The organism is Bifidobacterium magnum, from assembly GCF_000741255.1.
Lineage (GTDB): Bacteria > Actinomycetota > Actinomycetes > Actinomycetales > Bifidobacteriaceae > Bifidobacterium > Bifidobacterium magnum.
Genome location: NZ_JGZB01000010.1, coordinates 34,877 through 47,648, shown reverse-complemented (window position 1 = coordinate 47,648; position 12,772 = coordinate 34,877). Strand labels below are relative to the sequence as shown.

Sequence of the window (12,772 nt, the reverse complement as noted above, 5' to 3'; positions counted from 1 at the left end):
CGTTAAATATCAACGTTTTCCATTGATTCCCGGCCATAAATGCTATGTAATGGGAACTGTTAGAAGTCCATCCTCCAACGATGAAGGAATATTTTTATACAATGGAACGTTATTTGGCAGTTAAAGAAGTTGCAGCGCTGCTGGGTATCCAGAACGCGTCGTCGGCCGGGGTGAAACTGCCCGCGCCCGACGCGATGATTGGTCGTACGCGCGGCTGGAAACACGAGACCATTGAAGAATGGCGCAAGAATCGTCCGGGACGCGGGGTTGGAGGCGGCCGGCCGAAGAAGACGCAATGCGTCGCTTCGTCATGAACGTTGCGCAACACTAATAAATAAAGGCGCTCCTTATGGGGCGCCTTTCTCCGATTTATGCGACTTCGAACGGTACAACATCCTCCACACGCGCTTGGTAAGGAAATATCATGACAGATTTTCGTTTCGACGCCGATCATGCAATACGGGAAGCGATACGATCCGGAAAGGACGAACTGGTCCAGCAACAGGGCGAAATTGTCCGGGAATATCTCAACGCTTATCTCAACCATGATGCCAGGTCTGCACATCCAGACGGGAAAGTGGGCGATCTGGGCCAGCTTGCGCGTAATCGTGCTCCCGCCGACGCACGCAAAGGCTTTGCCGGTGAAATCCTATGCGAAGCGCATATGAACGAACAAGCCATCCGGGAAGGCCGGGCGCAACGCGTCCGGCGCACCAACAACAATGATCCGCTTGTGGACCTCGCCGTATTGGACGGTCACGGACGTTCCATTCCCGGTATGGGCATACAGGTCAAGTTCGAGGGAAAGAACGCCAAAGAGGCATTGGCGAAGTTTAATGATCCCGAGCATCGCAAATACCTGGACCACAATGTCGCGATCGCCATCCCCGACGACCATTATGACGTGCTCATGGGCGACGGACCCGATTCGATTGACGCCGCAATCGCCGCATTGCGCGACAAGTTGCAGCGTGCGCGGGAATCCGGAGACAACAACGCGGCGCAACATATTCAAGAGCGTATCGACCGCAACCAGCACATCAAACGCAATCTACGCAAAGCTGGGGCCACCAATACCGAAGCGAAGCATGCGCGATACGGAGCGGCCAAAGGTGTGGTCAAAAACGTGCATGAGGCCGCCGCCGCGCACGCCAAACATGCCGCAGTGGGAGCAGGAACGGTTGCTTTCATCACGAATTTGGTGGCGTGCATACAGGGAGAAAAAACTCCGGTGCAGGCCGCTCAAGATACGGGGAAATCGACCGCCCTGACGGCCGCATTTGACTATGTGGCCACCGCCATTTCCACGGCCGTCACCGGAGCCATGCGGAATTCGGGCAGCGACTATGTCAAATCGCTGGGAGCCGCCGGAATCATGCCCGCTGTCATGGATAGCGCCGTGGACACCGTCAAGCTGGTCAATGCCTTGGCCCGCGGGCAAATCAACCAGGAAGAATTCATGGATGCGCTCGCAGACCACAACATTGGCGCCTTGGGAAACCTGTACGGTGCGGCCATAGCCCAAACTGGCGCCCATGCTCTTTCCTTGAGTGCCGGAGCGCAGTTTGCCGCCGGCATGGTGGGCGGAACACTCGGCTATCAGCTTGCCATGGCCACATACACCATTCTCAAAGAATCGGCTAAGGATTATCAGCATGCCAAGGAAGAACGCATCCGCATTGAACGTGAATGCGCCGAAGTCGTCGAGCTTATTACGCGTTACCGCACGCAACTGAGCCGCAACGTATCGCAATATATGGGTGAGCGTTTGTCGGTTTTCAACGAAGCGATGGTAGCCATGGACGCCGCGCTGGTGGCCAATGACCCTGACGGATTCCTGGCCGCAAACGCCGACATTCAACGCATTCTCCACCATGACGCGCAATTCCGGTCACAACAAGAGTTTGACGAATTCATGGATTCCGACGACCCGTTGGTACTTTGAATCAACCCGTGCATCACACACACGATCTACCCAATCCCTTACACAGAAAGGTGCAGCATGCCAGCATTCACTGCCAAAGGCGCGCTTACCGCGTGCTATTACCTGATTGCGTTGGACGGAACCACCGCCCAACGCGAGCTCGACCTGTTCGATGAACTCGGAAATGAACTGGATCCCAAACATTTCCGGAACTACCGGAACAAAATCGTAGACCAGCATTCCGCGCGAATGGCTGGCGCCCATGATAGCCAGGAACGCTACGAACTGAGTTCCGAAGGAATGGATGAAGCGTTGAAAGACCATGGAGTGGGCAATACCGAAGGAGTCACTCCCCGTCTGCTGCTTTGGGACATGCTGGCGCTTATCCATGCCGACGGTAACGCTACCGATGATGAACGCCGGCTTGTACACCACGTGATCCGCACTTCCATTCGCCAGCAGCGCGTGGCGGACCAAATGGAGCAGCTCATGCACGCTTGCGTGGCTGTGGGTCGGGAGCTTGAACGGGTCAAGAATTCCAGTCTCTCCTACGCCCAGGCGGAGGCCAAGGTGAATGAGCTCACGTTACGCCAGGAAACATTAGTGAACGCCGCACAAGCGCTCATCCATGACGAAACCGTACCGAAGGTTCCCGCCGCCAAAGTGGCAAACAAGGACATTGTGGACCAGGCCGGAGAAGCGATCGGCCACGCCATGGGCCAGGCTGGCGAACAAATCGGCAACGCAATGCAAGGCGTGCAACACGGTGTTGGGGACGCCGTCAACAACGTGCAGCACGTATTTGAACACAACGTCGCCCCCGCGGCGCAGCAAGCGGCCGATGCAGTGGGCAAAGCTGCGCAAGACGCACAAAAGAAGGTCGGCGACGCATGGAACGCGGCGGCGAGCACCATTGGCGGATGGTTCAAGCGCTGAGCCGCAGTCCATTTATGAAAGGATAGGCAATTATGGTATTCATTCCGCTTATATTGGGAGCGGCCGCGGTGGCGATGGGAGGAACCGGCATCGCCGCAGGAATCAAAGGATTCGGAGACAACGCAAAAGCCAAGAATCTCATTCAGAATGCCGAAGAACGCAGGGATGTAGCTGCAGGTCGCCTCGAATTACAACGCGAAGCATGTTCCGCCGCACTTCAATCATTGGGACGAGAAAAGATGGTCGTTCTTGACGATGACATGCAACGCTTCGTGGCTTCGTTCAAACAGCTCAAGAATGTCGATTTCCGCGATTCCTTAGGCATAGATGAAGTACGCCGTCTCAAGGTAGACGAAGCCTCGTTCTCGGAGCTAGAACAGCTCAGCGACATGGCCGCGCAGATGTTGCAGGGTGGAATTGCTGGGGTGGGAGCCGGAGCTCTCACCGCGATGAGCGCCTATGGTGCCGCCGGACTCTTGGCGACAGCATCTACCGGCACAGCTATCAGCTCACTGTCCGGCGCGGCTGCAGCGAACGCAACGCTGGCCTTCTTCGGGGGTGGCGCTCTTGCTGGCGGAGGATTGGGCATGGCGGGCGGCGCAGTTGTGCTTGGCGGTCTCGTGGCTGGGCCCGCTTTACTAGCCTTTGGCATGGTACTCGGCCTCAACGGCGGCAAGAATCTGGAAAACGCCAAAGCGCACAGCGCCGAGACAGACAAGTATGTCGCGCAATGGGAAGCCGCGTATGACTTGTGTGTGGCCATCCGCGACCGCGCTTACCTGTTCTACGCATTGCTGGCCGATTTGGATGCCAAGTTCGCGCCAGCCATAGAGGAATTGGATCGCTTGATCTGCGAACGTGGCGACGATTATGCGCAGTATGATGCCCAAGAACGCCAGTCAGTGGCCGCGGCGGCCAGTTTGGCAGCTTCCATCAAGGCCGTGCTGGACACTCCCCTCCTCAAAGAGGATGGCAGTCTTACTGAAGAATCAGGCAAGCTGCTGGAGCATATGCGTGAAGTGGAAAGTTGAGTTTACCCAATTGATTAGAACCGTGTAGCTCAACGCAAATGGTGGGTTATATGCACACGCATATAACCCACCATTCATTTCAGAAGATAATGAATCCGCTGAATGCTACTGATCAATCTTGGCAATGTTGATTAGTGGAACAGTAACGGAATTGCCGAGTACAGCCGTGTATGTATATTCCTCAATAAACGTGCCATAAATGGTGATATGGTCGTCCTCCAATACGCGCGTTGGCACGATATTCTTGGCATACATTCCCATAATTACTTGATCGTAATCATCATCGACAATCAGCCGGATAGTGACGGAATCCGAATCGGCGGAATTGAGCACCTGTATCACTTTGCCGTAGAACTTTACTTTCTTGCCCTTGTATTCATCGGGCTGGCGAGCGATCTGCTCGTAAGTGATACCTGTCTCGTAACCGCGCGCCTCCTCTTCAGCTTTTCGTGCGGCCTCTTCCTCCTGCTTTTTCTTTTCAGCGGCTTTCGCCTCGTCAATTTTCTTTTGGGCCTCGGCCTTGAGTTTCTGGCCTTCCTTGTCCTGCTCGCTACCGTTGTACTTGTCGTGCAGCGCGTCTGCCGCGGTTATGGTCTGTTCCCAATCCTTCTGGTCATACGCGTTGCGCACATCGACCAGCATTTTGTCTTTGCCGTTCTTGAGTTCGTCGAGCTCAAGAGACAGATCCTTGATTTGCGTATCCTGTTGGACTTTGGATTCGTTCAATTCGGCAATGGTGGAAACGTGACCCTCCACGGTGGACTCTAGTTGCGCGATCTGATGGTTGCGGGACACGAGGCTGCAGCCCAATATGATAGTTGCCACCAAAAAGGTGACGAGCAATCCCGACACTATGACAAGCAGGGATCGGACGCGTTTGTCAGTGGCGGAGAATATTGCCCGCACCTGTCCGAACCGTTTCCGGTCGCCGCCCGGGGACGCTTGTGGTGCGCCGGCGGGATGTGGTCCCGTGGGTTGCATGCGTGTCTGTGGCGCCGGATTGGGCCTGGCGGGATTGCTATAGGGATTTCCAAATTGTGGTGTGCGGCCGGGCGGCGGTCCCATATGGTTCATGGGCGGTTGCCCGTAGTTTTGCTGGGGCATTGCGTTGCCCGGATTTATTGGCGCAGGTGCGTTCATTGGTGCAGAGGCGCCTGACGCGTCCGTATGCGGTTGCGCGTTGCTGTTTTGCTGCGCTTCTTTGGGCAGCTCACCACGATTTTCCCCTTGAGAATTCGGTTTCATCTCCATTGACTCCCCCTCTTCCAATATGATGTGTTCCGAACGATACCCCCGTTTGCCGCAAAATGGGAACAAAATATTAAATTATACGAGCGAATCCTCTTCGTACGCTTCCTCTTCAATGAGTATCGGCAACACCCAATGCGCGTCATCGGGATTGAATGTTCCGTCCATCACCTGATCGAGCATCTCCTGCAGTTCCTGGCGCTTGAGATACATGAGTCCCAGCCGTTCACCATGTTCGCCGTTGCTGACGCCCACCGTAAATACATGCCGCAAATCACCATCCTGATTTACAAGCAAATCGTTCATTGCATCTTCGGAAGAGGCGTCAATATGGTCTTCATGACCGAACGTCCGCTCGAGATACTTCCATGCGGCCTCCCCAAATGCTCCTTGGCAAGCAGATGCTTGTAGTCTGCTTCAGAAGCGTAGCCAACCATGCGTCAAATCCTTGAAATATTCAGGATCCAATATATAGGGCTGGGTCACAGTGCATCCACATGCTTGCAATACGATCTGAATAATCATTCAACATCGTTGTTGTATTGCTACGTTTCAACCGGCTTCTCCCCTCCTGACTCAAGAATTTGGTGGCCCCTTATTCTAGTGCCGCATTTCCGTCACCAGTATGAAAAAATCATGTGCAAACAAGGGCCAAGTTCTTTTAGATATGGCGCGAAAACGATACCGTGATATTCATCTTCTGCCGTCAATCAAGGAGGATGTATGGGCGCCGGAATCATTTACGTCATGTCTACCGCGGTGGACGGATTGATAAAAATCGGCAAAACGGAAACCGGCAATTACCGCGAGCGCATGCGTTTTCTGGAAAGCAACGGATACCGCAATGTGGCGGGTCTCCACCGCGAGTTCGCCATCAAGGTCGAGGATTACGACGAAAAGGAACGACTGCTTCATGAGATTTTTGCCAAGTCGCGCGTGGGTGGAAGCGAACTGTTCGCCCTGGATGTCGATTTGGCCAAACAGTTGCTCTCCGCTTTCGAGGGGAGCCAAGTGTACCCCGAGCCTTCACGGGAGAGTAAGGAGGAAGTGTTCATCCGCGCCGCGGCGGAGCACCGCAACCGTATGGACGTGTTGCGCATTCCCGACGGTACGTACCATTTAGATTATCAGGCGCGCGGCGCGGACCAGCCGCCGCACGTGGAGATGAGGGTGGATAACGGTACGCTGACGATTCCCGCTGGCCAGATGGTGTCAGTTGCGGAAACCCCGGATTTGTCGGAAAAGTTGCGTGAATTGCGGGCGCATCATCTGGATGATGATGGACGGTTGATCGATGATGTGTGTTTCGATTCGCCATCCGCGGCGGCCCGTTTCGCCAGAGGATGCTCTTCGAATGGCTGGACCATATGGAAAACGCAGGGCGGAGAAACGATCAATATATTCCGAATCAGCTAATTCTTATGTTCTATCGATCACAGATCCACAGTAACCGCCTTAGAAAAGACTCACATTAGAAAATATCTCGCGGAAGGGGAATATATTTCCGCATGGCTTCGCTCAATTGCATAGCAGTATTCCCTTCAGTTCGCAAGAGCCTCAAAACGGTGTCCGTATATTTTTGTTTCTTATAACCTAGTATGATCGCGGCACGAGAAAGCGCGCCCTTATCATTAAGGACCCGCAGCATCGAGTCATAGTCATCCGCATCTTTTATTGTTGCGTATTCCGCTTCTACCTTCCCATGAAGTGGAAGCAGTTCTTCTGCCAATTGTTGCAAATCTTTATAGAGGGTTTGAATATCGTTATTGAGATCAATAGCATTAATTCTCGAAGCTACTTTGCTCTGGAATATGGCTTCGGAGACAATCCGATTGAAAATATCTTCGCTACTCACATTTCTTTTCCTCCGGTTCCCATCCTATTGGCCGCCGTCGCGCAGGGCAATAGCACATATGGTTGCTTATAGTAGCGTATCCTCAGATAAATAAGAGGCCGCGCCAAAACTGCGCGGCCTCTTATTTATGAGTGTTTTTAGCGCCTCAGACTTCCGCCACAGCTTCATCAATCGGCGTCTCGCCGTTGGACATCATGATGATCTTGTGGAAGGTGTTCGGCTTGTCGAGCACAGCGGCCAGCACCGCGGCTACGTCGGCAATGCTGTTGGTCGTCGAATGCGTCACGCCGAACGACACCTTGCCCGTGGCCGGTTCTTCCATCAGGTTGCACGGTTGCAAGATCGTGTAGTCCAAGTTCGTACGCGTCATGAGCCACTGGTCGGCGAAGAACTTGGCGATGTTGTAGTTGGTGATGTTGCGCAGGTTCGGATCGTCCCACTTGCTCGGCTCGTCGGCGAATATGGAACTCAGCAGAATAAAACGCTTGATGCCCACATTTTCCGCGGCCATCATGAGCTTTACCGCACCGAACGCGTCGGTCTGCAGCAAATCCTTGCCGCGCGAACCGGCCACAAAATAGACGGCGTCGGATCCGCGAAGGTCCTCGGCCAACTGTTCTTCAGAGGCATGAAGATCAAGAGTTACGGCCATAACGTGATCTTGGCCCGCGAACTGCTCGGGATGACGCGACGCGGCCACCACTTCATTGCCATCCTTCACCAGATCCTGCGTCAGCAGGGTTCCCACTCGTCCGGATGCTCCGGCTACAAATACTCGCATGTTGTTCCTCCCTAATATTGTTGCCGTCGTTCCCTAGTCCGCCTTATGCAAGGCCAGCGGAACCTGGGAACGGTCGGCAAGACGCATGTAATCCGGACCCAGCCATGTGGTCAGCTCGGTCGGATGCAAAATAAGCGGCATACGCGCGTGAACAGGTTCCATCAGCGCGTTCGCGCGCGTCGTCACCATCGAATATTCATCGTCGCGACGGATACCGCCAATAAAAATGACGGGCATGTTCGGAATCGTAAATATGTACTGCTGTTTGATCGGACGGCCCGTACGTTCGCTAATGCGCGTTTCCGTACCGCTTGATTCATAGAAACTGCGGCACGCGATCACACAACGGCCATGTTCCATGGACGAACGCCAGATCGGCTTGTCCGCGCTTTCGATCCGCGTATTGAAAATCGGCCGCGGATTCCACTGTGAACTGTACCCCCACTCCAAATCCGCACGTTCCAGCGTTCCTTGGGCGAACTGCGGCACTCCGACGGACGTGTCGAACGTCGGTACGATTACGGGTGCAACTTGTTGCGGATACACGTCGATGCGTTTGCGATCCTGGTTGGATTGGGACTGAGTCTCCTGAGATTGGGGTTCCTCCCCCATCAATTGGGCTACCAGTAAGTCGATGTCTTCATCGGAAAATCCCGTGTAATGCGCGCACATGGCTTCACAGTAAGGCAATACGGCCCACAATTCCACCATTTGAGACCGATATTCGCCAGCGGATGAGTTGGAGGGCAAAAAGCGGGATGCGCATTCTGGTCTTCATAGAATATCGGCAACCCAACTGTCACGGCACAGCATTCGAGAACGGGAGGAATTATGGGTACGGTTACGAGAATCGGCATTGTCGGCATGGGACATGTGGGCGCGCACGTGGCCAACAGTCTTATTTTGCAAGGTATCGCCGATGAACTGGTCATGACGGAAATCTGCTCGGGCGAACACAGCAAGCAAGCCAAGCTTGAGGCCGAAGTGCAGGATCTTGGCGATTCTCTGGCGTTCTGCCCGCACAATGTGGCGCTTGTCAACGCAGGCGAGGATTATGCGCAGCTCGCCCAATGCGATGTCATCATCAATGCGGCCGGCGACGTGCAGCGCTCCTCCATAGACCGTGACGGCGAACTGTTCTATACCACCGATACGGCCAAACGGTTCATTGCGCCCATTACCGAAGCCGGATTCGAAGGCATCTGGGTGTCGATCGCCAACCCGTGCGACGTGGTGGCCACGGAAATCTGGAAGCTGTCGGGCATCGATTCCAACCGTGTGATCGGTACGGGCACGGCGCTTGACTCGAGCCGCCTGAAATATGCGCTGTCCCGTGTGACGGGATACGACCAGCACTCCATGTGTGCCTATATGCTCGGCGAGCATGGCGCCAGCATGTTCGCTGCGTGGAGCGCCGTGAACATTGGCGGCAAACCGTTGGCGCAGCTCATGGCCGAGCAGCCAAAGCGGTTCTCCATGTCTCTTGACGAAGTGGAGGATTTGGCGCGTCAGGGCGGATACAAAACGTATGCGGGCAAACAGTGCACGGAATTCGCCGTGGCGGACGCTGCCGCGCGCATTGTGCGAGCCATTGTGTCGAACGAACATTACGTGACACCCTGCTCCACGCTGATGACCGGCCAGTATGGGGAAAGCGGACTGTTCACCTCATTGCCGTGCGTTATTGGCGCGGACGGTGTGGAAGAAGTGATGCAATTGGATTTGACCGATGAGGAAATCGACAAATTCCACGCGAGCTGCGCCCCTGTGCGCAAGAATTTGGAGCGCGTGGGATTGGCGTGACACGTCAATAACGCCCGTCACAATAGAAGCATGAACGAACCGCAACATGAGTCGTCAATGACGCCCCTGAAATCTCAAGAATCCACCGAAATTGCACGCAGTTATCAGCTTCCGGGCGGATGCCCGTGGGACGGCGAACAGACCAACCGTTCGCTTATCAAGCCGCTGCTTGAGGAAACGTACGAATATATCGACGCCGTGGAAACGGGCGACCGCGACAATATGCGTGAGGAGTAATCATCTGTTGACAAATATGTTGACATATGATGTCATTTCGTCTATAATATGACCATGTTGAAGCCGAAAGACGTGGCTGCCCGGCTTGGCGTGAGTGTCAAGACATTGCAGCGTTGGGACAAGGCGGGCATCTTCCCCGCACACCGCAATCCGCAGGGGCGTCGCTACTACACCGAAGAGCAGGTGCTCGCCTACTTGGGCAGAATCCGGAAACCCGAACGGTTGCATGTTGCCTATGCGCGCGTCTCGTCGGCCGGGCAGAAGGACGACCTCGCCTCGCAGGTCGCGTTCCTGCGCGACTACGTGAACGCGACGGGCGTCATCTTGGATGACGTGTTCACCGACATCGGCAGTGGCTTGAACTACAAGCGCAAGGACTGGAACCACCTGATTTTCGACCTGATACTGCAAGGACAGGTCGAAACCGTGTATGTCACGTGCAAGGACAGGTTCGTGCGATTCGGGTTCGACTGGTTCGAGGAATTGTGCGACAGGTACGGGTGTGGAATCGTGGTCGTCAACAATCCCGACACGAGTCCCCAGCAGGAACTGGTGGATGACCTCATTTCCATCATCCACGTGTTCTCCTGCCGCGTGTACGGTTTGCGCAAATACAAGAAGCAAGTCGAAGCCGACCCGCGTCTGCATGGGGACGGTGCGAGGTGAAGGCGTACCGGACGGAAATCAAGCCCACGCCGGAGCAATGCCGGTATCTTGCGCAGGCGTTCGGCAACGCGAGGTGGGCGTACAACGAGTTCATCGGCTTCAACCAAGCCCGCTACCGGCATCGCAAGGACGGGTACGGCGATTACGGGTATTGCAACGCCTACGCGGTTGCGGCACGCTACTCGCTGGCCAAGCTCTTGCACGCACGCGTCGAAGGCAACGTGCGCAAGGCGACCGTGGCTCAGGCGCGCCTGCTGAATGAATTGTTGGTGTGCGCATGCCTGCCCGCCGTGGATTTGAACACGTTGGGGCCGGACTTGGCGCGCCTGCTGCTGGACGCGCTCACCGAGGCGCGACAACTGCCCAGGTATGAGCCGTGGATGGACTTGGCGCATTCCAAGAGCGTCAAGCAGGCGTTCATCAACGCCGACAAGGCCTATGCGAAACTCTTCGCCAACCGCAAGACCGGCAAAACGACAAAAGGCCGCAAGGGCAAGACGCTGGCCGGTCCGAGGTTCAAGAAGAAGAACAGGTCAAAGGACAGCATTTACCTTGTCGAACACATCAGGGTGGAACGCCACCGCATAAAAATGCCCGGCATGGGATGGGTACGGTTGAAGGAATACGGATACATCCCCATCGGCACGGACACCGTCTCGTCGGTCACGGTCAGCCGGGTGGCGGGACGCCACTACGTGTCCTGCACACCCAAACGGAACACTGTCGAAACACATGAACCCCGCCACGATGGGAAAACTGACGGCTTGGGCATCGACCTCGGCATCAAGAACCTCGCCGCCATGTCCGACGGCACCCTCATCGACAACCCCAACCGGCGTAAGGAACCACGCCGTCTAAGCCGAAAACTCAAACGCCAACAGCGCGCCCTCGCCCGCAAGCTCGAACGCATCACGGTGCGCACCTACCACGAGGAAGGAAAAGACAAAGGCAAAGTCAAGCAAGTCAATTACAAGCGACCCCTGAAGGAATGCAGGAACATCGCCAAGACCCGGCTCGCCATACAGAAAACATGGCAGCGCATCACCAACATCCGCCACGACCACATGGACAAGGCCATCGACCAGCTGGTGGGCCAAGAACCACGGTTCATCACCATCGAAGACTTGAACATCCAAGGCATGATGCGCAACCGGCACCTGTCGAGAACCCTCGCCGAACAGGAACTGGGCCGCTTCGTCACGCATCTGAAGGCGAAATGCGCCGAACACGGTATCGAGCTGCGCCAAGCGGACAGGTGGTATCCGTCCAGCCAATTGTGCTCGGACTGCGGCTACCGGAACACGGCCGTGCGCAATCTCAACATACGCGCATGGGACTGTCCGTCCTGTGGCGTGCATCATGACCGTGATGTCAACGCAGCCAAGAACCTGAAGGCAGCAACCGAATACACCGTCATCGCATAACCAAACATGGCCTCCGAACGGCCCTAAACTTGCCGCTACCGTGGGTAACACGGAAAGTAACGCCTGTGGAATGCCACACCAACGCCAGTAGCCAGCCACTCCCCGTGGCCGCCAAAACGGGCATGACGAAACAGGAAACCTCTAGAAAAGTGGACAATGTATGCGTATGTATACAAACAACCACAATTCTAGTTACAGCAGATCGCCGACGAACTGTTGGCCTTGGTGCGCCGCGCCGACGCGGCCGGTATCGATATTGAAGGCGCGTTACGCAACCGCTTGCGTCAAGTCGAGGATGCCGCACGCGCCATCGAGTAAGATTCTTCTTTTACTCGGCCTTGAGCACCCCATCCTTGATCGGCGTGAATTCGCTCGTCAGCGTCCACGTATGCTCTTCGTCGATCTTGGCAGGATCGTCGTAGCGCAGCAGCTGGCGGGCGAAATCGTCTTCCGTGAGCTCTCCGGAACGCAGCTGGTCGAGCAGCGAGCGCACGACGTTGCCGGGATTGTTATCGCGCGGATCCTGATCCATGACGCGCACCTGGGTGGTCTTGCCCTGGTCATCTGCAATCGTGCCAACCCAGAAATCCACGGTATCCCACTCGTTGGGGCCTTGGTACGTATAGTTCGTCAGTTCCTGAACCTTCATGTTGTCCTCCATGTATCACGTGGCGCGCCGCGCCGTTCGCGGCTGTGCTGGAGTTCAGTTTAGGTGGCGCAACGTCGCTCCACTGTGCGCTGAGTCGTGCGAGGTTGCATGAGGATTGTCTGCGCGCCGCCGCGCCCATTTTTAAGATCGCCATATTTTCGCTGCGACTAGTGTGGCGCGGCGTTATTCATACCACACGCGCGTGCCGTGGCGATACC

Annotated in this window: 14 protein-coding genes and 1 pseudogene; 9 read left to right on the top strand and 6 right to left on the bottom strand. The window is 55.5% G+C overall.

The features are described 5' to 3' along the window. Window positions 1–101: 101 nt before the first annotated feature. The 4 genes from BMAGN_RS06920 (at window position 102) to BMAGN_RS08570 (ending at window position 3,891) form a co-directional block, all read left to right on the top strand. On the top strand, window positions 102–314 hold the full coding sequence (locus BMAGN_RS06920) for a hypothetical protein (RefSeq protein ID WP_022859390.1): 213 nt from the start codon (window positions 102–104) through the stop codon (window positions 312–314). A gap of 110 nt (window positions 315–424) precedes the next feature. Then, window positions 425–1,945, top strand: coding sequence for a hypothetical protein (locus BMAGN_RS06910; RefSeq protein WP_022859389.1), 1,521 nt, complete (start codon window positions 425–427; stop codon window positions 1,943–1,945). Between the two features lie 57 nt (window positions 1,946–2,002). Further along, a complete protein-coding gene (locus tag BMAGN_RS06905; protein ID WP_022859388.1) occupies window positions 2,003–2,860 on the top strand; it encodes a hypothetical protein in 858 nt (285 codons plus the stop codon). Window positions 2,861–2,892: 32 nt separating this feature from the next. Next, window positions 2,893–3,891, top strand: coding sequence for a hypothetical protein (locus tag BMAGN_RS08570; RefSeq protein WP_022859387.1), 999 nt, complete (start codon window positions 2,893–2,895; stop codon window positions 3,889–3,891). Between the two features lie 105 nt (window positions 3,892–3,996). Here the strand turns inward: BMAGN_RS08570 and BMAGN_RS08355 are convergent, their stop codons facing one another. Both BMAGN_RS08355 and BMAGN_RS06890 read right to left on the bottom strand, forming a co-directional pair. Then, window positions 3,997–5,160 carry a proline-rich domain-containing protein gene (locus BMAGN_RS08355; RefSeq protein ID WP_152593220.1) on the bottom strand — a complete coding sequence of 388 codons (1,164 nt, stop codon included), beginning with the start codon at window positions 5,158–5,160 and terminating at the stop codon, window positions 3,997–3,999. Window positions 5,161–5,217: 57 nt separating this feature from the next. Beyond that, complete coding sequence (locus BMAGN_RS06890) at window positions 5,218–5,445, bottom strand: hypothetical protein (protein WP_022859385.1); 228 nt, start codon at window positions 5,443–5,445, stop codon at window positions 5,218–5,220. 417 nt (window positions 5,446–5,862) lie between these two features. Here BMAGN_RS06890 and BMAGN_RS06885 point away from each other — a divergent pair, with 417 nt between their 5' ends. Further along, window positions 5,863–6,555, top strand: a complete 693-nt coding sequence (locus tag BMAGN_RS06885) for a DUF4357 domain-containing protein (protein ID WP_022859384.1) — start codon at window positions 5,863–5,865, stop codon at window positions 6,553–6,555. 55 nt (window positions 6,556–6,610) lie between these two features. Here the strand turns inward: BMAGN_RS06885 and BMAGN_RS06880 are convergent, their stop codons facing one another. The 3 genes from BMAGN_RS06880 to BMAGN_RS06870 form a co-directional block, all read right to left on the bottom strand. After that, window positions 6,611–6,994 (bottom strand): hypothetical protein, encoded by a 384-nt coding sequence (locus BMAGN_RS06880; RefSeq protein WP_022859383.1) that lies wholly within the window; start codon window positions 6,992–6,994, stop codon window positions 6,611–6,613. 145 nt (window positions 6,995–7,139) lie between these two features. After that, window positions 7,140–7,775, bottom strand: coding sequence for an NAD(P)H-binding protein (locus BMAGN_RS06875; RefSeq protein WP_022859382.1), 636 nt, complete (start codon window positions 7,773–7,775; stop codon window positions 7,140–7,142). A gap of 33 nt (window positions 7,776–7,808) precedes the next feature. After that, window positions 7,809–8,486: an SOS response-associated peptidase family protein gene (locus tag BMAGN_RS06870; RefSeq protein ID WP_022859381.1), complete on the bottom strand. Its 678-nt coding sequence runs from the start codon at window positions 8,484–8,486 to the stop codon at window positions 7,809–7,811. A 120-nt stretch (window positions 8,487–8,606) separates the two neighbouring features. Between BMAGN_RS06870 and BMAGN_RS06865 the strand changes: the two genes are divergently transcribed. The 4 genes and pseudogenes from BMAGN_RS06865 to BMAGN_RS06850 all read left to right on the top strand — a co-directional run bounded on the left by BMAGN_RS06865 (window position 8,607) and on the right by BMAGN_RS06850 (window position 11,905). After that, window positions 8,607–9,578, top strand: coding sequence for an L-lactate dehydrogenase (locus BMAGN_RS06865; protein WP_022859380.1), 972 nt, complete (start codon window positions 8,607–8,609; stop codon window positions 9,576–9,578). Between the two features lie 111 nt (window positions 9,579–9,689). After that, window positions 9,690–9,812 (top strand): annotated as a pseudogene (locus BMAGN_RS06860) (MazG nucleotide pyrophosphohydrolase domain-containing protein); the annotation flags it as partial. Window positions 9,813–9,863: 51 nt separating this feature from the next. Beyond that, window positions 9,864–10,481 (top strand): IS607 family transposase, encoded by a 618-nt coding sequence (locus BMAGN_RS06855; RefSeq protein WP_022859378.1) that lies wholly within the window; start codon window positions 9,864–9,866, stop codon window positions 10,479–10,481. Continuing rightward, window positions 10,478–11,905 (top strand): RNA-guided endonuclease InsQ/TnpB family protein, encoded by a 1,428-nt coding sequence (locus tag BMAGN_RS06850; RefSeq protein ID WP_022859377.1) that lies wholly within the window; start codon window positions 10,478–10,480, stop codon window positions 11,903–11,905. Before BMAGN_RS06855 ends, BMAGN_RS06850 begins: the two co-directional genes overlap by 4 nt. A gap of 328 nt (window positions 11,906–12,233) precedes the next feature. Here BMAGN_RS06850 and BMAGN_RS06845 read toward each other — a convergent pair whose 3' ends face one another. Then, window positions 12,234–12,554 (bottom strand): hypothetical protein, encoded by a 321-nt coding sequence (locus tag BMAGN_RS06845; protein WP_022859375.1) that lies wholly within the window; start codon window positions 12,552–12,554, stop codon window positions 12,234–12,236. Window positions 12,555–12,772 lie beyond the last annotated feature (218 nt).